Source organism: Streptomyces sp. NRRL WC-3605 (genome assembly GCF_001509795.1).
GTDB classification, from domain to species: Bacteria; Actinomycetota; Actinomycetes; order Streptomycetales; family Streptomycetaceae; genus Streptomyces; species Streptomyces viridochromogenes.
The window spans coordinates 43,591-65,567 of the sequence record NZ_LLZN01000054.1; the positions used below are offsets into that span (position 1 = coordinate 43,591).

The following is a 21,977-nucleotide window of genomic DNA, read 5'->3' on the forward strand; positions in this document are numbered from 1 at the left end:
ACGGCCGACGCCGCCCGTGGGGACAAGGACGAAGAACACGAGGGGGTTTTGTGGGCCCCCGACAAAAGCCTAGAGCTGGAGATCGCCGTCGGCCAGACGCCCCAGGATCAGCGCGATCCGCAGCGTGAACGCGGAGCGTACATCGGAGGGTGACCAGCCGGTGACGTCAGTCACACGTCGGAGCCGGTAGCGCACGGTGTTGGGATGCACGAACAGCATGCGGGCCGCGCCCTCCAGACTGCTCGCCTGTTCGAGATAGACGGCGAGCGTCTCCAGCAGCGCCGACCCCGCCTCCTCCAGCGGTCTGTAGATCTCCTCCACCAACTGCTCGCGCGCGCTCGGATCTCCGGCTATGGCGCGCTCCGGGAGGAGGTCGTCCGCGAGCACCGGACGCGGCGCGTCCTGCCAGGCCGTGCACGCCTTCAGCCCGGCGGCCGCCGCCTGCGCGGACCGTGTGGCGGCCAGCAGGTCGGGTACGACGGGCCCGGCCACCACCGGCCCGGCGGCGTACGGCCCGATCAGCGACTTGGCCACGGCCAGCGGGTTGTCGCTGCCGCCCGCGATCACCACCAGCCGGTCCCCGAGCACCCCCGTCAGCACCTGGAGCTTGGCGTGCCGGGCGGCCCTGCGGATCGCCTCCACCGTCAGCTCGCTGTCGCCGTCGGGCGCGGTCCCGAGCACCACGCACACGTTGTCCGGGGAGTTCCAGCCGAGCGCGGCCGCCCGCGAGACGGCCCCCTCGTCGGCCTCCCCGCTGAGCACGGCGTTCACCACGAGGGACTCCAGCCGGGCGTCCCAGGCACCGCGTGCCTCGGCGGCCTGGGCGTAGACCTGCGCGGTGGCGAAGGCGATCTCCCGGGCGTACACCAGCAGCGCCTCGCGCAGGACGCTCTCGTCGCCGGGCGCCGCGACCTCGTCGATCGCCGACTCCATGACCTCGATGGTGGTGCGCACCATCTCCACGGTCTGCCGCAGCGTGATGGCCCGGGTCAGCTCGCGCGGCGCGGTGCCGAAGACATCGGTGGAGATCGCCTGCGGCGCGTCGGGATGCCGGAACCACTCCGTGAACGCGGCGATGCCGGCCTGGGCGACGAGGCCGATCCAGGAACGGTTCTCCGGGGGCATGGCCCGGTACCACGGCAGCGTCTCGTCCATGCGCGCGATGGCCTGCGCGGCGAGCGAGCCGGAGGACTTCTCCAGGCGCTTCAGGGTCGCGGCGTGGGCGTGGACGTCGTGCGCGGCGGCTTCGGACTTTCGGGTTACGGGTTCGGGCACGGGGACAAGACTGCCTTATCGGGACGCCCGAGCGTGCCGGAGGGTCGCCCGCGGGCTCCCCGGTGGGTCTACGGTGGTCCCCGTGATGGACGTACGGCGCGCCGCGGAGCGCTATCCGGGAGGGGATCCGGCCGCGGGCATCACCTCCCGCCACGCCTTCTCCTTCGGCCCGCACTACGACCCGGACAACCTCCGCTTCGGCGCGGTCATCGCCTGCAACGAGGAGCGGCTCGCGCCCGGCGCCGGCTTCGACGAGCATCCGCACAGCCACACCGAGATCGTGACCTGGGTGGTCGAGGGAGAGCTGACCCACCGCGACTCCGCCGGCCACGCCACCGTGGTGCGGCCCGGCGACGTCCAGCGGCTCAGCTCGGCGGGCGGCGTCCGGCACGTCGAACGCAACGACGCCGACGTGCCCCTCACCTTCGTGCAGACCTGGCTGGCGCCCCTGACCCCGGGCGGCGACCCGGCGTACGAGATCGTCCACGGCATCGCGGACTCCACCCCGTACGCCGTCCCCGAGGCCGGCGCGATGCTCCACGTACGGCGGCTCGCGCCGGGGGAGCGGACGGCCGTACCGGACGCGGCGTACCTGTACGTGCACGTGGCGCGCGGCGAGGTGCGGCTGGCCGGGGAGGAGCTGGGCCCGGGCGACGCGGCCCGCGTCACCGGGGCCGCGGACCTGGAGGCGGTCGCGCTCACCCCCGCCGAGCTGCTCGTCTGGGAGATGAGCGGCTGACCGGCGTCAGCCGAACGGCCCACGGCGACCGCGTCAGCGGGTGCCGGGATGATCCACCCGGCATCCAATGAGGGGGTCAGTGACCGCTCGGCAGAGAAGAGCCGGGGCATGGCCCGACGCAAGACCGCTGAGGACCGGGGCGACGCTCCGGTGGGGGGACTGCGACGCCTCGGCCAGTGGTGCGCGCGCCACTTCGTGATCGTGATCGCCGCCTGGGTCGTGGCCCTCGGCGTGCTCCAGGCCCTCAACCACGTCCACGGCGGCGAGTACTCCGACAACTTCGCCCTGTCCGACGTGCAGTCCGAGAAGGGCCTGGACGTCCTCAAGGCGCACGACCCCCAGGCCGGCGGCTACAGCAGCCAGATCGTCCTGCACGACGCGGACAAGCCGCTCAGCTCCTTCGGTTCGCAGCTGTCGACCGCCGTCTCCGACCTCCAGAAACTGCCGCACGTCCTGAGCGTGCAGAACCCGCTGGAGGCCACCTCCACCAAGGTCGGGCCGCTGTCCTCGGACGGGAGGACGGGCGATATCACCATCCGCTTCGACGAGCAGCCCTCCCTCCTCGGCGACAGCTATCTGGACGGTGTCGACAGCGCGGTGCAGCCGCTCCGACAGGCCGGCGTCGAGGTCGAGTACGGCGGCTCGCTCGGCGAGCTGGAGCGGCCCGCGGGCAACGACCGGATCAGCGAGGCGATCGGGTTCGGCGTCGCCGTCGTCGTCCTGCTGATCGGCTTCGGCAGCGTCGCCGGCGCCGTGCTGCCGCTGGTCTCCGCGCTGATCGCGGTGGTCGGCGGACTGGCCTGCCTCGGGCTGCTCGCCCTCGCGTTCACGTTCGCCACCGTCTCGCCCACGCTGGCCACGATGATCGGTCTCGGCGTCGGCATCGACTACGCGCTCTTCCTGCTCACCCGGCACCGGCAGAACCTCATGGACGGCGCCGACCCGGTGCGCGCCGCCGGGCACGCCGCCGCCACCAGCGGACGCGCGGTCCTGGTCTCCGGCACCACGGTGATCGTCGCCCTGATGGGCCTGTGGGTGTCCGGCGTGACCTTCATCGGCCTGCTCGGCGTCGCCGCAGCCGTCACGGTCGTCTCCGCCGTCCTCGGCGCGCTGACCCTGGTCCCGGCCCTGCTCGGGCTGGTCGGCCGCGGCATCGACCGCTGGCACGTGCGCCGGCCCGTGGCCGAGACCGAGGCGGGCGGCGACACGGCGCAGGGCACCTGGCACCGGTACGCGAAGCGGGTGGAGCACCATCCGTGGCGGTACCTGGCCGCCGGCGTGGTCACCGTCGCGGTGCTCGCGATCCCCGTCTTCTCGATCCAGCTCGGGCACATCGGCGACGGCGCCGACCCCACGTCCTTCACCGACCGGCGCGCCTTCGACCTGATGACGGACGCCTTCGGCGCGGGCTCGAACGGACCGCTCACCGTCGTCGTCGACCAGAGCGACGTACCGGACTCCCAGCGCTCCGACCTGGCCTCGAAGACCCAGCAGGCCCTGGACGAGGCGTCCGGCACCTCCTTCGTCAGCCCGCTCCAGCCGACGCAGGACGGCGACGTCCTGGTCGGCACGGTCTACTCGTCGGTGTCGCCGCAGAACAAGGACACCACGAACCTCGTCAACCGCCTCTACGACCACACGCTCCCCGACGCGGCGTCCGGCACCGCCGCCAAGGGCTATGTCACCGGGACCACCGCCGCCCAGGTCGACTTCCGGAACATCGTCGCGGAGCGCCTGCCCTGGATCATCCTCGTGGTGGTCGGCCTGGCCTTCCTGATCGTTCTCGCGGTCTTCCGCGGCCTGCTGGTCGCCGTGAAGGCGGCCGTCCTCAACGTCCTGTCGATCGCGGCCTCGTACGGTGTCGTCGTCGCCGTCTTCCAGTGGGGGTGGGGCGGGCCCGCGCTGGGCGTGCACGGCAAGGTGCCCATCGAGAGCTATGTGCCGATGATGATGTTCGCGATCATCTTCGGCCTGAGCATGGACTACGAGATCTTCCTGCTGTCCCGGGTGCACGAGGCGTGGAGGCGCACCGGGGACGCCAAGGACTCCGTCGCCCACGCGCTGGAGATCACGGCACGGGTGATCACCTGCGCGGCGCTGATCATGGTGAGCGTGTTCGCCGCCTTCATCATCAGCGACAACATCGTCGTGAAGATGCTGGGCCTGGGACTCGCCGTCAGCGTGCTCATCGACGCCACCGTGGTCCGCCTGCTGATGGTGCCGGCCGTGATGACGCTGCTCGGCGAGCACGCCTGGTGGACGCCCCGGTGGCTGGACCGGATCCTGCCGCACATCGACACCGAGGGCACCGGCGAGAGGCTCGGGGCCCTGCCCGCGCCCGGCGCTCCGGACGACCGCTGACCCGGGCTACACCTCGGCCAGCACCGCGTCCGTGAAAGGCGGCCACACCTCGGCCGCCCACGGCCCGAACGCCCGGTCCGCCAGCGCCGCACAGGCCACGCCCGCGTCCGGGTCGATCCACAGGAACGTCCCCGACTGACCGAAGTGCCCGAAGGTGCGCGGCGAGGACGAGGCGCCCGTCCAGTGCGGCGCCTTGCCGTCCCGGATCTCGAAGCCCAGCCCCCAGTCGTTGGGGTTCTGATGCCCGTACCCCGGCAGGACGCCCTTGGTGCCCGGGTACTGCACGGTCATCGCCTCCGCGACCGTCCGCGGGTCCAGCAGCCGGGGCGCCTGCACCTCCGCCGCGAACCGCAGCAGATCCGCGACAGTCGACACGCCGTCCTTCGCCGGGGAGCCGTCCAGGGACGTGGCCGTCATGCCCAGCGGCTCCAGCACCGCCTGGCGCAGATACTCCGCGAACGGGATGTCGGTCGCCTTGGCGATGTGGTCCCCGAGCTGCTCGAACCCCGCGTTGGAGTACAGCCGCCGCTCCCCGGGCGGGGCCGTCACCCGGTGCTCGTCGAACGCCAGGCCGGAGGTGTGCGCGAGCAGATGCCGCACCGTCGAGCCCTCGGGTCCGGCCGGTTCGTCGAGCTCGACCGCGCCCTCCTCGTAGGCGACCAGCGCCGCGTAGGCGGCCAGCGGCTTGGTCACCGAGGCCAGGGGGAACCGGTGTCCGACGGGGCCGTGGGTACCGAGGACCGTGCCGTCGGCGCGGACGACCCCGGCGGCGGCGGTGGGAACAGGCCAGTTCTCGATCAGTGCGAGGCTGCTCAGCGACATGGCTCGAGCCTAAGCCTCGCCGCCGGAGGCCGTGACACGGCGTCCGCCCTCCCTTCCGTACGCGGCGGCCAGGAGAATCAGGCCATGTCCCACGCGTTTCTCACTGTTTCCGCTTGCTTGGAGCGCACTCGAAGGCCATAGCGTGGACGGTATGACGGTGATGGAGACCACGAGCACCGACAGCTGCGCCGCCCCTCCGCGCCCCGGCCGGCGCCCCCAGGGCCAGGACAGCTACACGATCAGCGAGGTCGTCGCGTTCACCGGCCTGACGGCCCACACCCTGCGCTGGTACGAGCGCATCGGCCTCATGCCGCACATCGACCGCTCGCACACCGGGCAGCGCCGCTACAGCAACCGGGACCTGGACTGGCTCGACCTCGTCGGGAAGCTGCGGCTCACCGGCATGCCGGTCGCCGACATGGTCCGCTACGCCGAGCTGGTGCGGGCGGGCGACCACACCTTCGGCGAGCGCTTCGACCTGCTGGAGGCGACCCGCCGCGACGTCCTCGCCCGGATCGCCGAACTGCAGGACACCCTGGCGGTGCTCGACCGGAAGATCGACTTCTACTCCGGCGCCGGCCGCCGGTTCGAACAGGAGAGGTACATGGACGACACGACGGAGCAGGCCGGATGAACGACGGCAGGATAGCGACCGCGCGCCTCGGCGCCGACGGCCCCGAGGTGGGCGTCCAGGGCCTCGGCTGCATGGGCATGAGCTTCGCGTACGGCCCCTCCGACGCGGACGCCTCCCGGGCCACCCTGGAGCGGGCGCTGGAGCTCGGCGTCACGCTGTACGACACGGCGGACGCGTACGGCAGCGGCGAGAACGAGCGGTTCCTGGCTCCCTTCTTCAAGGCGCACCGCGACGAGGTGGTGATCGCCACCAAGTTCGGTCTGGCGATCCACCCCGACGACCCCACGAAGCGGATCATCCGCAACGACGAGCCCTACATCCGCCAGTGCGTCGAGGCGAGCCTGAAGCGGCTCGACGTCGACGTCATCGACCTCTACTACATGCACCGCCGCCAGGTGGAGGTGACGTTCGAGGAGACCGTCGGCGTGATGGCCGAGCTGGTCCGCGAGGGCAAGGTGCGGCAGCTGGGCCTGAGCGAGGTCACGGCCGGCGAGCTGCGCCGGGCGCAGGCGGTGCACCCCATCGCGGCCGTCCAGTCCGAGTGGTCCCTGTTCAGCCGGGACATCGAGTCCGGTGTCGTGCCGGCCGCCCGCGAGCTGGGCGTGACGCTGGTGCCGTACTCGCCGCTGGGCCGGGGTTTCCTCACCGGGTCCTTCGCCCGCGCCGAGGAGCTGAGCGCCGACGACTTCCGCCGCCAGCAGCCCCGGTACACGGGTGAGAACGCCTCGGCCAACGCGGCCCTGCTCGAGCCGATCCGCGCCCTCGCCGAGGCCCGGGGTGCGACGCCCGGTCAGATCGCGCTGGCCTGGGTGCAGCAGCGCGCGGCGGTGCACGGGCTGCCCGTGGTCCCGATCCCCGGCACCCGCAGGCCCTCCCGGGTGGAGGAGAACACGGCGGCGACCCGCGTCGAGCTGGACGCGGCGGAGCTGGCCCTGCTGGAGCCGCTGGCGCAGAGGGTGGCCGGCACCCGCTACGCGGACATGTCCTTCACCTCCGCCGGCCGGGAGTAGCAGCCCTCGTACCGGGAGCCGTCACAGCTCGGCGAGCAGTTCCGCCTTCTTGCCGGCGAACTCCTCGTCCGTCACCAGCCCCGCCTGGTGCAGCTCGCCGAGATGACGGATCCGCTCGGCGATGTCGGCCGGGTCGCGCCGCGGCGTCCCGGCCGGCGTCGCGGCCACCGGTTCGGCCCGGCGGACCGCCGCGAGCACGGCCGCGGCGAACGGCAGCGACTCGTGCACCGGCCCGTACCCGAGCCCGAAGACGACGGCCGCCGGGTCCTGGTCGGCCTGCGCCGGCTGCTGCGAGGAGTCCCGCCGCAGCAGCCGCAGATGCCCCTCGAAGACCTCGGGCGAGCGCCATTCGACACCGCTCAGCTCGGTCACCGGGAAACTCTGGTCGCCCGCCTTCCACTTCGCCGAGGAGGCACCCGTCCAGAACCATCGGAAATGGGCGATTTTCCCATCGAACGAGGCTTTCCCGTCATATGCCTTGAACTGCAACGGCACCTCGGGGGCGCCCACGAGGAACTCCTCGGCCGCCTCGGAGTCGGTCAGCCGGTCCCGCACCTCGTCGCGGTAGTACTCGGCGAGCGTCTCCCGCTCGGCCGGCAGCACCAGCCGGTACGGGTCGCTGCCCTCCTTCAGCTGCCCGGCGGCCGCCGCCAGCAACGGATCGGCGCCCGAGCGCAGTTCGAGACGCAGCACCACGGTCCCGCGTCTGCCCGGCGTCAGCGTCACGTCGGCGATCGCCCGGTAGGGGACGCGGCGCTCCCCGAGGGCCTGGAACAGCTTGGGTGTCCGAAGGCCCCGTTCGTAACGGATGAGCACGGAGTCGGACTCGAACTCCCAGGCGGCATGAAATCCGGCCAGTACGTCACCCATGCGGCTCATCGTATGCGGCACGTGTTCCTCCGTCCCCACCCCGCGCACACCGCAGTTCCTCTCGTCTCTACGCGCGTCCGGCCGGCACGGCGTCGGACAGGCCCGCACGGCACCCGACGGTGCCGTCGGCGCACCGCACCGACTCGTAGGCGCCGACCCCGATCTCCGCGAAGTTCGTCACACTCTCCGTGCCGGGCTCGAAATAGCCGCTGTGCCCCTTCGCGTCCCGCGCCGACAGCACCCGCGCGCCGAACACCGAGGACACCGGGTCCTCGCCGTGCCCGAGGCCGCCGAGCTCCAGATACGGCACGTCCTGGACCCAGTCGTCGGCGTCCCGCATCGCCCATACATGCGCGGACGTGCGCAGCTGCGAGGCCCGCTCCACCCGCATACCGGGGCTCCCCGCCACCGCTATGTCGGTGACCCGGCCCGGCAGTTCACGCGCGGCCAGACCGCACAGCACCGAGCCGTAGCTGTGGCAGAACAGCGAGACGGGCGAGCGGCCCGGCAGCGCCCGCACCAGCGCGTTCAGCCGTACGGCCCCGTCTGCGGCGCGCGTCGCCGTCGCCGAGTCCAGTCCGAGACCGCCCGGCGTGGTGTAGTCGGCCCAGGCGATCACGGCCGTCCGCGTCGAGGGCGAGGCCGCGCGCTCGGCGTCGTACAGCGACCGGGCCATGCCGACCGGCGCCGAGTACTTGCGGTGCGTGCGCTGGAAGGTGAGCACGTCGGTGTCGACGCCGGGGACGACGACCGAGACCCGCTCGGCCCGGTCCAGGTCGCCGAAGACCTCCGCGGCCCGTCCGCCGCCGGCCGGGTCGAAGGCGAGGATCTGGCGGTCCGAGCGCAGCAGAGACCCGAAGCGCTCCTCGCGCTGGGCCGCGGCACGCTGCCCGTCCGGCGTGAGACCGCTGTCGTGCACGCGCTTGTGCTCGACCTCACGCGCCTCGCGGAGCGCGACACGGTTGGCGCGGTAGCGCAGTTCGGCCGGGGCGCCGTTCATGTTGCCGACCGCGAGCGGATAGCGGCGCACGAGATGCGAACGCTGGTGCTCGGTGAGGGAGGCGAAGAACGAGGTGAGCCGGGCGGGGGAGGAGTCCGCCGCCGGAAGCCGGTGGCCGGCGAGACTGCCGTGCTCCCAGGCACTGAGCGAGGCCTCGAGCGGGGCGGTGCCGCGGTGGTGCCGCAGTGCGGTCCAGCCCGTGGTCGCCAGCATCACGAACACGACGGCCAGAGCGAGCAGAGCGCGCCAGACGTTCAGTTGCGGGGTGGTGTCGAAGGAAGTCACTGGGAGGACACACTAGGAGAACGAGAGGGTCTCGCGTTAACCAAGTGACACGGATCACGTTTTGATCAAGGTTGTGTGAACAGGCCACCTTTCTCAGTCCGTTCGCCAGCTCCCGGTGAGGGCCGGCCCGACCTGTTCCAGGTACTGCACCGTCAACGCCCGTATGGCGTCCAGGCTCGTGTCGCCGCCCGTGGACCAGCTGCGTTCCGTCAGCCGCATCACCCCGCCGAACACGGCCACCGCCAGCCGCGGCCGGGGGTCGGCGTCGATGTCGACACCCTCGCGCTCGGCCAGCACCCGCGCGATCGCCTCCTCGGTCTCCAGCGAGCGCCGCAGATGGGCGGCGAGCAGGACCGGCGTCGACTCGATGACCTGGTACATGCGCAGGAACACCTCGACCGGCGCCACGGACTCGACCACCTCGCTGAGGGTGTCCCAGCTGTCCAGGACGGCCAGCCGCAGCGCGTCCATCGGCGCCTCCTGCGGCGGCCGGTCGCGCACCGCCCGCAGGAAGTGCGTCTCCGTCATCTCCTGCAGCGCGAGGGCGGCCTCCTCCTTGCCCGCGAAGTACCGGAAGAACGTGCGCTGCGACACATCGACGGCATCGGCGATGTCGTCGACCGTGGTGTCCTCGTACCCCCGTGTCGTGAAGAGCTCCAGCGCGGTACGCAGCAGCGCTTCCCGGGTGCGCTGCTTCTTGCGTTCGCGCAACGTGTCCATAGGTGTCAGTTACCGACTTGTGAATTGGTTTGTCAATTGTCAGTGACTGTCACTAGCCTCGAACACATGACTAGTCAGACCACCATCGACACGACGGGGTCGGGGGGCGACGCGCCGGCGGTCCCCTCGGACGCGACGTCGGCCAAGGGGATGCGCGGACACCCCTGGCTCACGCTGATCACCGTCGCAGTGGGGGTCATGATGGTGGCCCTCGACGGCACCATCGTGGCCATCGCGAACCCGGCCATCCAGAAGGACCTCAAGGCGAGCTTCGCCGACGTCCAGTGGATCACCAACGGCTACTTCCTGGCCCTCGCGGTCTCCCTGATCACCGCGGGCAAGCTGGGCGACCGGTTCGGGCACCGCCAGACCTTCCTCATCGGCGTCGTCGGCTTCGCCGCCGCCTCCGGCGCGATCGGCCTGTCCGACAGCATCGCGCTGGTCGTCACCTTCCGCGTGCTCCAGGGCCTCTTCGGCGCTCTGCTGATGCCGGCCGCGCTCGGCCTGCTGCGCGCGACCTTCCCGGCCGAGAAGCTCAACATGGCCATCGGTATCTGGGGCATGGTCATCGGCGCCTCCACCGCCGGCGGCCCGATCCTCGGCGGTGTCCTCGTCGAGCACGTGAACTGGCAGTCGGTGTTCTTCATCAACGTGCCGGTCGGTGTCCTGGCTGTCGTCCTCGGCGCCCTGATCCTGCTGGACCACCGCGCCAAGAACGCCCCGCGCTCCTTCGACCTGCTGGGCATCGCCCTGCTGTCGGCCGCCATGTTCTGCCTGGTCTGGGCCCTCATCAAGGCCCCGGAGTGGGGCTGGGGCGACGGCAAGACCTGGCTGTTCATCGTGGCCTCGGTGGCCGGCTTCGGCCTCTTCGCCCTCTGGGAGACGAAGGTCCGCGAGCCGCTCATCCCGCTCGGTCTCTTCCGCTCGGTCCCGCTGTCCGCGGGTGTCGTGCTGATGGTCCTCATGGCCATCGCCTTCATGGGCGGCCTGTTCTTCGTGACGTTCTATCTGCAGAACGTCCACGGCATGACCCCGATCGACGCCGGTCTGCACCTGCTGCCCCTGACCGGCATGATGATCGTCGGCTCCCCGCTCGCGGGCGCCATGATCACCAAGGTCGGCCCCCGTATCCCGCTGGCGGGCGGCATGGCGCTCACCGCGCTCGCCATGTACGGCATGTCCACCTTGGACACGAACACCGGCAGCGGCGTCATGTCCCTCTGGTTCGCCTGCCTCGGTCTGGGTCTCGCCCCGGTCATGGTCGGCGCCACCGAGGTCATCGTCGGCAACGCACCCATGGAGCTGTCCGGTGTGGCCGGCGGTCTCCAGCAGGCCGCGATGCAGATCGGCGGGAGCCTCGGTACGGCCGTCCTGGGCGCCGTGATGGCCTCCAAGGTGGACAGCGACCTGGCAGGCAACTGGAAGGACGCAGGACTTCCCCCGCTGTCCGGGGCGAACGAGGCCGCGGCCTCCGAGGCGGTCCAGGTCGGTGTGGCACCGGTACCCCCGGGCACGCCGGCGGCCATCGCCACCAAGATCACGGACGTCACGCACGACACCTTCATCTCCGGCATGAGCGCGGCCTCCCTGGTCGCAGCCGGTGTGGCCGCCGTCGCCGTCCTCGTCGCCTTCCTCACCAAGAAGGGCGAGAACGCGGGCGCCGGAGCGGGTGCCGCGCACATCTGACGCGTACGCGTGCGAACGGAGGGGTTCGCGGCGGGAGTTCCCCCATCAGGGTGACAACGCCGCGGATCCCTCCCGTCGCCCGTCCCCTCAGGTGACAGTGAGTCAAGCGGGGGCCAGCGGCGCGCTGCCGGAGGGGGACGGCGCGCCGACGGCCCGGCCCGCGCGGGCATGAAGTCCGCCATGGCGGTTACTCGTCAAGTCCAACGCCGAACCAGGGAGTTGACGATGGCGGGCTTCGGACATGGCACGCGCAGGCACCCCCGCTCACGTGGCCGGACGTGGTCACGGACCGGGCCGGATCGCGCGACGCTGGGAATCATCGGAGCCATCTGCGCGATCGCCGGATTCTTCGTACTGGGCATCATCCTCGGCCCGGTGGCGATCGTCTGCGGCTGGCTGGCCATGGGCCGCTCATGGTCGGGAGCCCGCCCGGCCCCCGCCCTGGTGGCGCTGGTCCTGGGCGTGATCGACACCCTGCTGGCGATCATCTGGCTGGCGGGTGCGGCCACCCCGGGCATCGGCCTGGCCTGACCCGCACCGGCCCCACGGCGGCCACCGCCGTGAACGGCCGCGCCGGCAGGTCACCCGGCGCCCTGATGTTCCCTTCAGCACGTACGCCCTTCAGCACATGACGTACGTACGCCCTTCAGTGCATGACGACGGGGTGGGGTGCTCCGCGGATCTCCCGCGGCGCGCCCCACCCCGTCGTCGTGCACTCCCTACGCGTCGCCCCCGGCCGCCCCCGGGTCCGCCGCCGCCACGTCGAGCAGCTGGTACCGGTCGATGGCCTGCTTCAGGACCGAACGGTCCACCTTGCCCTCCTTGGCCAGCTCGGTGAGCACCGCCAGCACGATCGAGTGCGCGTCGATGTGGAAGAACCGCCGCGCCGCGCCCCGCGTGTCCGCGAAGCCGAAGCCGTCGGCGCCCAGCGACTGGTACGTGCCGGGCACCCAGCGGGCGATCTGGTCCGGCACCGACCGCATCCAGTCGGAGACGGCCACGAACGGCCCCTCGGCACCGCTCAGCTTGCGCGTCACATACGGCACGCGCTGCTCCTCCTCCGGGTGCAGCAGGTTGTGCTCCTCGCAGGCCACCGCCTCGCGCCGCAGCTCGTTCCAGGAGGTCGCCGACCAGACGTCCGCCTTGACGTTCCACTCCTCGGCGAGGATCTTCTGCGCCTCCAGGGCCCACGGCACGGCCACACCGGACGCCATGATCTGCGCCGGCACCGAGCCGGACGTGCCCTCGCTCAGCCGGTACACGCCCTTGAGGATGCCCTCGACGTCGACGTTCTCGGGCTCGGCCGGGTGCTGGATGGGCTCGTTGTAGACGGTGAGGTAGTAGAAGACGTCCTCCCCGTGCGGGTGCTCGGCGTCGCCGCCGTACATCCGGCGCAGACCGTCCTGGACGATGTGCGCGATCTCGAAGCCGTACGCCGGGTCGTAGGCGACACAGCCCGGGTTGGTCGAGGCGAGCAGCTGCGAGTGCCCGTCGGCGTGCTGCAGTCCCTCACCGGTCAGGGTCGTGCGCCCGGCGGTGGCGCCCAGGACGAAACCGCGCGCGAGCTGGTCCGCCATCTGCCAGAACTGGTCGCCGGTGCGCTGGAAACCGAACATCGAGTAGAAGACGTACACCGGGATCAGCGGTTCGCCGTGCGTGGCGTAGGCCGATCCGGCCGCGATCAGCGAGGCGGTGCAGCCGGCCTCCGAGATGCCGTCGTGCAGCATCTGGCCCTGCGGGGACTCCTTGTACGCGAGCAGCAGGTCCCGGTCGACCGCCTCGTACTGCTGCCCGAGCGGGTTGTAGATCTTCGCGCTCGGGAAGAAGGAGTCCATGCCGAACGTGCGGTACTCGTCGGGCGCGATCAGCACGAACCGCCGGCCGAGCTCCTTGTCCCGCATGAGGTCCTTCAGGAGCCGCACGAACGCCATGGTGGTGGCGATCGACTGCTGGCCCGAGCCCTTCTTCACGGTCGCGTACGTCTTGTCGTCGGGCAGGGCCAGCGGCTTCGACCGCACGACACGGGTGGGCACATAACCGCCGAGGCCCTTGCGGCGGTCGTGCATGTACTGGATCTCCTCGGAGTCCCGCCCCGGGTGGTAGTACGGCGGGAGGCCGCTCTCCAGCTCCTTGTCGGCGATCGGCAGGTGCAGCCGGTCGCGGAAGCGCTTGAGGTCGTCGACCGTCAGCTTCTTCATCTGGTGCGTGGCGTTGCGGCCCTCGAAGTTCGGGCCGAGGGTCCAGCCCTTGATCGTCTTGGCGAGGATCACCGTCGGCTGGCCCTTGTGCGCCTTGGCCGCCGAGAACGCCGCGAAGATCTTGCGGTGGTCGTGACCGCCGCGGCCCAGGTGCAGGATCTGGTCGTCGGTCATGCCCTCGACCATGGCGCGCAGCCGCTGGTCGTCGCCGAAGAAGTGCTCACGGATGTACGCGCCGGTCTCGGTGGCGTACGTCTGGAACTGCCCGTCCGGCGTGGTGTTCATCCGGTTGACCAGCAGGCCGTCGCGGTCCTGCGCGAGCAGCGGGTCCCAGGAGCGGTCCCAGATCAGCTTGATCACGTTCCAGCCGGCGCCCCGGAAGATCGACTCCAGCTCCTGGATGACCTTGCCGTTGCCCCGGACGGGGCCGTCGAGGCGCTGCAGGTTGCAGTTCACCACGAACGTCAGGTTGTCCAGGCCCTCGCGTGCCGCGATGGACAGCTGGCCCAGTGACTCCGGCTCGTCCATCTCGCCGTCGCCGAGGAACGCCCACACGTGCGACGCGGAGGTGTCCGCGATGCCGCGGGCCTCCATGTAGCGGTTCATCCGCGCCTGGTAGATCGCGCCGATCGGGCCGAGGCCCATGGAGACGGTCGGGAACTCCCAGAAGTCCGGCATCAGCCGCGGGTGCGGGTACGAGGACAGGCCGTGCGGGGCCTTGGACTTCTCCTGGCGGAAGGCGTCCAGGTTCTGCTCGCTGAGGCGGTCCAGCAGGTACGCGCGCGCGTAGATGCCGGGCGAGGCGTGGCCCTGGAAGAAGACCTGGTCGCCGCCGTCGCCCTCGTCCTTGCCGCGGAAGAAGTGGTTGAAGCCCACGTCGTAGAGCGAGGCGGAGGAGGCGAACGTGGCGATGTGGCCGCCGACGCCGATGCCGGGGCGCTGGGCGCGGGACACCATGACCGCGGCGTTCCACCGGGTCGCGTTCAGGATCCTTCGCTCGATCTCCTCGTTGCCCGGGAAGAACGGCTCGTCCTTGGTGGCGATCGTGTTGACGTAGTCCGTGCTGCGCATCTCGGGCACCGCGACGCGCCTCGCGCGGGCCCGCTCGATCAGGCGCAGCATCAGATAGCGGGCCCGCTCCCGGCCGCGCTCGTCCACGGCGGCGTCGAGGGAGTCGAGCCACTCCTGGGTTTCCTCGGGATCGAAGTCAGGAACCTGACTCGGAAGGCCGCCAATGATGATCGGGTTGCGATCTGAACCGGAAGCCACGCTGTTCCTTACCTGTCAGAGGGCCGTGTTTCTGGGGTTTCTGGGTGCGCTGCACCGCTCCCCATCGTGTACCTCGGGGGACCGGACGTCATCTCTACTGCTGGGTAACCGGCGATTGGGCAACGGTCGAGTGCCCCCGAAGGGTTCCCAAACTCACAAAGGGGGCACATTGGTGTGGTGCACGTCACCACGGAGCCATGTTCGGGTGCCAGGAGTTGCGGTGACACGTTCCGGATCGTCACCGTTTCGGCGGTCCCGACGGCCTGGTACTTGCGCGATCCGCCCCGCCCGTGTGGACTACGGCCAATGCTTCGCGCACGCGCGTGGCTGAGTTATTCCCAAGACATGATCAGGAGGCAACCCGTGAGCGCGACCGCGGACCACGCGGAGGAGCGGACGAGCCCTGCCGTCAGGCTGGGGTTCCAGCCCGAGCAGGTGGTCCAGGAGATCGGCTTCGACGACGACGTCGACCAGGAGCTCCGCGAGGCCATTGAGGAAGTCATCGGCAGCGAGCTGGTGGACGAGGAGTACGACGACGTCGCCGACGCCGTGGTGCTGTGGTTCCGCGACGAGGACGGCGACCTGACGGATGCGCTGGTGGACGCCACCACGTACATCGAGGAGGGCGGCTCGATCCTTCTCCTGACGCCGAAGACGGGCCGTGACGGCTACGTGGAGCCCAGCGACATCTCTGAAGCCGCGACCACGGCGGGGCTGTCGGCTTCCAAGAGCGTCAGCGTCGGCAAGGACTGGAGCGGCAGCCGGCTGGTGACGCCCAAGGCCGCGAAGTCCAAGAAGTAACCGGTGGCTGAGCCGGGCCGGACCCCAGGGCCCGGCCCGGCCTCCTGCGTGGCCCCCGGTGGCCGCTGCATAGGGTGGACACCACCCGAACAGCCCACCGAAGGGACACGACGACGATGGCGATCCAGGTCGGCGACAAGGCCCCCGACTTCGCGCTCAAGGACAACCACGGCCGCACCGTGCGGCTCTCCGACTTCCGCGGCGCGCAGAACGTCGTCCTGCTCTTCTACCCCTTCGCCTTCACCGGCGTCTGCACCGGCGAGCTGTGCGCCGTTCGGGACAACCTGCCGCGGTTCACCGACCGCGACACCCAGATCCTCGCCGTGTCCAACGACTCCATCCACACCCTGCGCGTCTTCGGCGAGCAGGAGGGCCTGGAGTACCCGCTGCTCAGCGACTTCTGGCCGCACGGAGAGGTCAGCCGCGCCTACGGCGTCTTCGCCGAGGACAAGGGCTGCGCGGTGCGCGGCACCTTCGTCATCGACAAGGAGGGCGTCGTCCGCTGGACCGTGATCAACGCTCTGCCGGACGCACGCGACCTCAACGAGTACGTCGAGGCGCTCGACGCGCTCTGATCCCTTTCCGTCACCGACTCGACGCCGACACCTGCGATCGGTGGGTACAAGCCCTGCGCACGACGGGAACCCGTCACTAGGATCGAGTCGTTGATCCGATACCGAACGCACGGCGGGGCTCCCGGCCCCCGGACATCAATGGAGGACTCGTGGGAGTCAGCCTCAGCAAGGGCGGCAACGTATCACTGACCAAGGAGGCCCCCGGCCTCACCGCGGTCATCGTCGGTCTGGGGTGGGACGTCCGCACCACGACCGGCACCGACTTCGACCTCGACGCCAGCGCTCTGCTGCTGAACAACACGGGCAAGGTCGCCAACGACCAGAACTTCGTGTTCTTCAACAACCTCAAGAGCCCCGACGGCTCCGTGGAGCACACCGGTGACAACCTCACCGGTGAGGGCGAGGGCGACGACGAGCAGATCAAGGTCAACCTGGCGGGCGTTCCGGCCGAGATCGAGAAGATCGTCTTCCCGGTCTCGATCTACGACGCCGAGAACCGTCAGCAGTCCTTCGGCCAGGTGCGCAACGCCTTCATCCGCGTCGTCAACCAGGCCGGTGGCGCCGAGATCGCCCGCTACGACCTCTCGGAGGACGCGTCCACCGAGACGGCGATGGTCTTCGGCGAGCTGTACCGCCACGGCGCCGAGTGGAAGTTCCGCGCCATCGGCCAGGGCTACGCGTCGGGTCTGCGCGGCATCGCACAGGACTTCGGGGTCAACGTCTGACGTCACCCGGCGTGCCCGTCCAGGACACGTCCGGCCGATTCCGGCGCCGTACCGTTTCGGTGCGGCGCCGGACGCGCAGAACAACCGTGAAGCACCACCTGGGGAGGAACAGCATCATGGGCGTCACGCTCGCCAAGGGAGGAAACGTCTCCCTGTCCAAGGCCGCACCGAATCTCACCCAGGTGATGATCGGGCTCGGCTGGGACGCGCGTTCCACCACCGGAGCCCCCTTCGACCTCGACGCCAGCGCCCTGGTGTGCAGCGGCGGCCGGGTCATGGGCGACGAGTGGTTCGTCTTCTACAACCAGCTCAAGAGCCCCGACGGCTCGGTGGAGCACACCGGTGACAACCTCACCGGTGAGGGCGACGGCGACGACGAGTCGATCCTGGTCGACCTGTCGAAGGTGCCCGCCCAGTGCGACAAGATCGTCTTCCCCGTCTCCATCCATATGGCCGACGAGCGCGGCCAGGCCTTCGGCCAGGTAAGCAACGCCTTCATCCGGGTCGTCAACCAGGCGGACGGCCAGGAACTCGCCCGCTACGACCTCAGCGAGGACGCCTCCACCGAGACCGCGATGATCTTCGGCGAGGTCTACCGCTACCAGGGCGAGTGGAAGTTCCGCGCGGTCGGACAGGGGTACGCGTCGGGTCTGCGCGGCATCGCCCTGGACTTCGGGGTCAACGTCTCATAACGCGATATGGGCAAAACCCGGGTCCGGGTGGGGCGCGCCACGACGCCGACATAGACTCCGGGTTCAAAGTTTCGTAAAGCCGAGTACGGCGCGGGGGAGCCCCGTACACACAGGATTGGGTAGCCAGTGCTTCTGAAAACCTTCGGCTGGTCGTTCGCGGTCACCGCGCTCGGCCTGGTCGCAGCGGTCCTCTTCGGGGGGTGGACCGCCCTCGGCATCGTGGCGATCCTCTCGGTCCTGGAGATCTCGCTGTCCTTCGACAACGCGGTGGTCAACGCCGGGATCCTGAAGAAGATGAATGCCTTCTGGCAGAAGATCTTCCTCACCATCGGCATCCTGATCGCCGTGTTCGGCATGCGGCTGGTCTTCCCCGTGGTGATCGTGGCGATCAGCGCCCAGCTCGGGCCGATCGAGGCCGTCGACCTCGCGCTCAGCGACAAGGACCGCTACCAGGAGCTCGTCACCGACGCCCACCCCGCGATCGCAGCGTTCGGTGGCATGTTCCTGCTGATGATCTTCCTCGACTTCATCTTCGAGGACCGGGACATCAAGTGGCTGGCCTGGCTGGAGCGGCCGCTGGCCAAGCTCGGCAAGGTCGACATGCTGTCGGTCTGCATCGCGCTCATCGTCCTGCTGATCTCCGCGCTGACCTTCGCGGCCAACGCCCACCAGCACGGCGGCGCCCACGTCGACAAGGCCGAGACGGTCCTGCTGTCCGGTATCGCCGGTCTGATCACGTACATGATCGTGGGCGGCCTGTCCGGGTTCTTCGAGGACAAGCTCGAAGAGGAGGAGGAACGCGAGCACGAGGCCGAGGAGGAGGCCGAGCGCAGCGGCAAGCCCCGCTCCGCGGTCGCCCTGGCCGGCAAGGCCGCGTTCTTCATGTTCCTGTACCTGGAGGTCCTGGACGCCTCGTTCTCGTTCGACGGCGTGATCGGCGCCTTCGCGATCACCAACGACATCGTCCTCATGGCCCTCGGCCTCGGCATCGGCGCGATGTACGTCCGTTCGCTCACGGTCTACCTGGTCCGCCAGGGCACCCTCGACGACTACGTCTACCTGGAGCACGGCGCGCACTACGCCATCGGCGCCCTCGCCATGATCCTGCTGGTCACCATCCAGTACCAGATCAACGAGATCATCACCGGCCTGATCGGCGTCGTGCTGATCGGCGCCTCCTTCTGGTCCTCGGTCCGCCGCAACCGCGCCCTCGCGGCGGCGGAGGGAAAAGCGGAGGCCCCGGACAAGACTGAGGTGTCGTCCGGGGTGTGACACCCGCGAGGGTGAGGAACGCTCTGAGCGGGGCGGCCGGACGTCCGGCCGCCCCGCCGGTTTGTGCAGGGACACGAACGTCCTGCGGGACGTGGGGGGCGGACATGGGCTTCTTGGACGGGCTCTGGCGTGGGCGGGCGGCCGAGTTCGACTCGGGCAGCGCGTCGTCGAACGCGATCGAGCTGACGAAACGGCACGACCGGGTCTCACTCACCCGGCAGGGAGCGGCCACCGGCCATCTGCGGGTCAACCTGACCTGGCGCATGCGGACCTCCGACATCGGCGGGTCCCAGCGGGAGAGCCTGCTGCGGCACCCCTTCAAGGCGCTGCGGCCCCCGGAGGTCCTCGGGCACAGCCAGAGCATGGTCAACGTCGACCTCGACCTCGGCTGCCTGTACGAGCTGGCCGACGGCACCAAGGGCGTCGTCCAGCCGCTCGGCGGCTTCCTCGGGGACGTCAACGCGCCGCCGTACGTCAAGCTCAGCGGCGACGACCGGTTCGGCTCCGCGTCCGGCGAGACGATCTACGTCAACCTCGACCACCGGGAGAACATCAAGCGGCTGCTGGTGTTCGTCTACATCTACGACCAGACCCCGGCCTTCGACCGCACCCACGCCATCGTCACGCTCTACCCCAGCAACGGGCCCCGCATCGAGATCGGCCTGGACGAACGGCACCCCCAGGCCCGCTCCTGCGCGGTGGTGACCATCGAGAACGTCAAGGGCGAGGTGTGGGTCCGCCGCGAGGTCAAGTTCGTCTACGGCTTCCAGGCCGAGCTGGACCGCCTGTTCGGCTGGGGCCTGCAGTGGGGCCGCGGCTACAAGACCAAGGCCGAGCACTAAGGGCTCGGCGGCGCCTGCTCAGCGTCCGATGAACTGCGGGCCCTGCGGAGGCAGGCGGACCTCCGGCGCCGGGCCGGGTGCCGTCGCCGGAGGCGGATAGCCGTACCCCGCCGCCGCGCCCGTCCCGGCCGGCTGGGGATAGCCGTACGCCGGCTGGGTCGGCGGGGGCTGCTGCGGATAGCCGTACGACGGCTGCTGCGGCACCACCGTCGTGGGCTGCTCCGGAGGCAGCGGCTGGGACACCTCGGGGGCCTGGGCGGCGGGCGGCTCCTGCGCGGCCGCCTCCGACTCGTCCACCGAGATCCCGAAGTCGGTGGCCAGTCCCTTCAGGCCGTCCGAGTAGCCCTCGCCCAGGGCGCGGAACTTCCAGCCATCACCCCGGCGGTACAGCTCGCCGCAGATCAGCGCGGTCTCCGCGCCCGTCTCCGGCTTGATGTCGAAATGGGCCAGCGGCTCGCCCTCCGCCGCCGAGGCGTCGTACAGCGTGATACGCAGGTCGCGTACGCGGTCGAACGGGACACCGTCCGCCGACGCGACGAGCAGAATCTGGCCGACGGCCGCCTCGACACCGGTCAGCTCTGTCTGGATCGTGTCGGTGAGGCCCTCGGCGCCCTGCTTCTTGCCGAGCCGCCACACCGTCCCCGAGGGGTGCCGGGGCTGGTTGTAGAACACGAAGTCCTCGTCGGAGCGCACACGACCGTCGGGGCCGAGGAGCAGAGCCGAGGCATCGACGTCGGGGACCCCCTGCCCGGGCGTCCAGCGCAGCACGGCGCGTACCGTGGTGGCCTCCAGCGGGATGTTCGACCCCTTCAGCATCGCGTGCGTCATACGGTCATCCTGCCCTCTCCGTCCTGGTCACGACAACGCGGGGTACACGGTGTGTGCGCGGATGTGCTGATCCGCGTTACCAGAAATTCATGCCGGTCGGGAACCCCCGACATGGGTATCTACGTACTATTACCGGCCACCTGTGAACAGGTCACAGGGGACACTGAGTCACCACGGGGGAGCTCCATGCGTCATTTCGGGCACATCGCCCCAGAGGTGCGTCAGCGCCTGTTCCACCGGGAGCCGGGGGCCTTCACCGCCGACTCCCCGTCACGGCTGCTCTCGGCCGCCCTGGGGGCCACGCTCTACAGCCCCGCCACCCGTCCCCGGCTGACCGACGACATCGTCAAGCAGAGCGCCCGCGGCGTGGTCTCGATGGTGCTGTGCCTGGAGGACTCCATCGGCGACGAGGACGTGGCGGCCGGCGAGGAGAACCTCGTCGTCCAGCTCACCGACCTCGCGGGCCGCCCCGACGCCGACGACCCGCCGCTGCTCTTCATCCGCGTCCGCACCCCCGAGCAGATACCCGACCTCGTGCGCCGCCTCGGCCCCGCCGTCCGGCTGCTCTCCGGATTCGTCCTGCCCAAGTTCACCGAGGAACGCGGCATGCCGTTCCTGGAGGCCCTCGCGGACGCCGAGACCGACAGCGGACGCCGGCTGTTCGCCATGCCCGTCCTGGAGTCACCCGAACTGCTCTACCGCGAGTCCCGCATGGAGACCCTGGAGGGCATCTTCCGGGCCGTCGACAAGTACCGCGACCGGGTCCTCGCGCTGCGCCTCGGCGTCACCGACTTCTGCTCCTCGTACGGCCTGCGCCGCGCCCCCGACATGACCGCCTACGACGTCCAGATCGTCGCCTCCGTCATCTCCGACGTGGTCAACATGCTCGGCCGCGCCGACGGCACCGGCTTCACCGTCACCGGCCCGGTCTGGGAGTACTTCCGCGTCCAGGAGCGCATGTTCAAGCCGCAGCTGCGCCGCAGCCCCTTCCTCGAGGGGCAGGCCGAGGCACTGCGCGAGGCCCTCATCGAGCACGCCATGGACGGCCTGCTGCGCGAGATCACCCTCGACCACGCCAACGGCCTGCTCGGCAAGACCTGCATCCACCCCTCCCACGTCCTGCCCGTGCACGCGCTGTCCGTCGTCAGCCACGAGGAGTTCAGCGACGCCCAGGACATCCTGCGGCCCGAATGCGGCGGCGGAGGTGTACTGAGGTCGCAGTACACGAACAAGATGAACGAGGTGAAACCGCACCGCGCCTGGGCCGAGCGCACCCTCCTGCGCGCCGAGGTCTTCGGCGTGGCCAACGAGGACATCGGCTTCGTGGAGCTGCTCGCCGCCGGCATACCGGCCTGACCGGACCGGCATCCGCA

20 protein-coding genes are annotated in these 21,977 nt (G+C 70.3%); 13 read left to right on the forward strand and 7 right to left on the reverse strand.

The features are described 5' to 3' along the window. Positions 1-69: 69 nt before the first annotated feature. Complete coding sequence (gene fasR, locus ADL34_RS16325) at positions 70-1,275, reverse strand: fatty acid biosynthesis transcriptional regulator FasR (RefSeq protein WP_062667271.1); 1,206 nt, start codon at positions 1,273-1,275, stop codon at positions 70-72. Between the two features lie 85 nt (positions 1,276-1,360). Here fasR and ADL34_RS16330 point away from each other — a divergent pair, with 85 nt between their 5' ends. Together ADL34_RS16330 and ADL34_RS16335 are read left to right on the forward strand one after the other, a co-directional pair. Continuing rightward, positions 1,361-2,014, forward strand: a complete 654-nt coding sequence (locus ADL34_RS16330) for a pirin family protein (protein WP_062667624.1) — start codon at positions 1,361-1,363, stop codon at positions 2,012-2,014. Positions 2,015-2,122: 108 nt separating this feature from the next. Further along, positions 2,123-4,375 (forward strand): MMPL family transporter, encoded by a 2,253-nt coding sequence (locus ADL34_RS16335; RefSeq protein ID WP_062667273.1) that lies wholly within the window; start codon positions 2,123-2,125, stop codon positions 4,373-4,375. 6 nt (positions 4,376-4,381) lie between these two features. On the opposite strand, the gene ADL34_RS16340 is transcribed toward ADL34_RS16335, so the two are convergent. After that, on the reverse strand, positions 4,382-5,197 hold the full coding sequence (locus ADL34_RS16340; protein ID WP_062667275.1) for a serine hydrolase domain-containing protein: 816 nt from the start codon (positions 5,195-5,197) through the stop codon (positions 4,382-4,384). A 151-nt stretch (positions 5,198-5,348) separates the two neighbouring features. Between ADL34_RS16340 and ADL34_RS16345 the strand changes: the two genes are divergently transcribed. Together ADL34_RS16345 and ADL34_RS16350 are read left to right on the forward strand one after the other, a co-directional pair. After that, a complete protein-coding gene (locus ADL34_RS16345) occupies positions 5,349-5,831 on the forward strand; it encodes a MerR family transcriptional regulator (protein WP_062667277.1) in 483 nt (160 codons plus the stop codon). Continuing rightward, positions 5,828-6,841 (forward strand): aldo/keto reductase, encoded by a 1,014-nt coding sequence (locus tag ADL34_RS16350; RefSeq protein WP_062667280.1) that lies wholly within the window; start codon positions 5,828-5,830, stop codon positions 6,839-6,841. The genes ADL34_RS16345 and ADL34_RS16350 overlap by 4 nt, the downstream gene beginning before the upstream one ends. 21 nt (positions 6,842-6,862) lie before the next feature. Here the strand turns inward: ADL34_RS16350 and ADL34_RS16355 are convergent, their stop codons facing one another. The 3 genes from ADL34_RS16355 to ADL34_RS16365 form a co-directional block, all read right to left on the reverse strand. Further along, complete coding sequence (locus tag ADL34_RS16355) at positions 6,863-7,720, reverse strand: DUF4429 domain-containing protein (RefSeq protein ID WP_062667281.1); 858 nt, start codon at positions 7,718-7,720, stop codon at positions 6,863-6,865. A gap of 58 nt (positions 7,721-7,778) precedes the next feature. Further along, entirely contained in the window at positions 7,779-8,996 is a 1,218-nt protein-coding gene (locus tag ADL34_RS16360; protein WP_062667284.1) for an alpha/beta hydrolase, read from the reverse strand. Positions 8,997-9,089: 93 nt separating this feature from the next. Continuing rightward, positions 9,090-9,716: a TetR/AcrR family transcriptional regulator gene (locus tag ADL34_RS16365; RefSeq protein ID WP_062667286.1), complete on the reverse strand. Its 627-nt coding sequence runs from the start codon at positions 9,714-9,716 to the stop codon at positions 9,090-9,092. A gap of 150 nt (positions 9,717-9,866) precedes the next feature. Between ADL34_RS16365 and ADL34_RS16370 the strand changes: the two genes are divergently transcribed. Further along, a complete protein-coding gene (locus tag ADL34_RS16370; protein ID WP_400090495.1) occupies positions 9,867-11,402 on the forward strand; it encodes an MFS transporter in 1,536 nt (511 codons plus the stop codon). Positions 11,403-11,627: 225 nt separating this feature from the next. Then, entirely contained in the window at positions 11,628-11,933 is a 306-nt protein-coding gene (locus ADL34_RS16375) for a hypothetical protein (RefSeq protein WP_062667291.1), read from the forward strand. Between the two features lie 188 nt (positions 11,934-12,121). Here ADL34_RS16375 and aceE read toward each other — a convergent pair whose 3' ends face one another. Then, positions 12,122-14,869, reverse strand: coding sequence for a pyruvate dehydrogenase (acetyl-transferring), homodimeric type (aceE, locus tag ADL34_RS16380; protein ID WP_062667293.1), 2,748 nt, complete (start codon positions 14,867-14,869; stop codon positions 12,122-12,124). A 363-nt stretch (positions 14,870-15,232) separates the two neighbouring features. On the opposite strand from aceE, the gene ADL34_RS16385 reads away from it, so the two are divergent. From ADL34_RS16385 to ADL34_RS16410, 6 genes are all read left to right on the forward strand, one after another. After that, positions 15,233-15,670, forward strand: coding sequence for a DUF3052 domain-containing protein (locus tag ADL34_RS16385; protein ID WP_055620756.1), 438 nt, complete (start codon positions 15,233-15,235; stop codon positions 15,668-15,670). Positions 15,671-15,786: 116 nt separating this feature from the next. Beyond that, complete coding sequence (locus ADL34_RS16390) at positions 15,787-16,245, forward strand: peroxiredoxin (protein WP_062667295.1); 459 nt, start codon at positions 15,787-15,789, stop codon at positions 16,243-16,245. Between the two features lie 149 nt (positions 16,246-16,394). Further along, positions 16,395-16,970 (forward strand): TerD family protein, encoded by a 576-nt coding sequence (locus ADL34_RS16395; protein WP_062667297.1) that lies wholly within the window; start codon positions 16,395-16,397, stop codon positions 16,968-16,970. Positions 16,971-17,086: 116 nt separating this feature from the next. Beyond that, on the forward strand, positions 17,087-17,662 hold the full coding sequence (locus ADL34_RS16400) for a TerD family protein (RefSeq protein WP_062667299.1): 576 nt from the start codon (positions 17,087-17,089) through the stop codon (positions 17,660-17,662). A gap of 126 nt (positions 17,663-17,788) precedes the next feature. Beyond that, positions 17,789-18,934 carry a DUF475 domain-containing protein gene (locus tag ADL34_RS16405; RefSeq protein WP_062667301.1) on the forward strand — a complete coding sequence of 382 codons (1,146 nt, stop codon included), beginning with the start codon at positions 17,789-17,791 and terminating at the stop codon, positions 18,932-18,934. A gap of 104 nt (positions 18,935-19,038) precedes the next feature. Beyond that, on the forward strand, positions 19,039-19,776 hold the full coding sequence (locus ADL34_RS16410; RefSeq protein WP_062667303.1) for a TerD family protein: 738 nt from the start codon (positions 19,039-19,041) through the stop codon (positions 19,774-19,776). 18 nt (positions 19,777-19,794) lie between these two features. On the opposite strand, the gene ADL34_RS16415 is transcribed toward ADL34_RS16410, so the two are convergent. Next, entirely contained in the window at positions 19,795-20,604 is an 810-nt protein-coding gene (locus tag ADL34_RS16415; RefSeq protein ID WP_062667306.1) for a TerD family protein, read from the reverse strand. 186 nt (positions 20,605-20,790) lie between these two features. Between ADL34_RS16415 and ADL34_RS16420 the strand changes: the two genes are divergently transcribed. Next, entirely contained in the window at positions 20,791-21,960 is a 1,170-nt protein-coding gene (locus ADL34_RS16420) for an HpcH/HpaI aldolase/citrate lyase family protein (protein ID WP_062667308.1), read from the forward strand. The last annotated feature ends 17 nt before the right edge of the window (positions 21,961-21,977 follow it).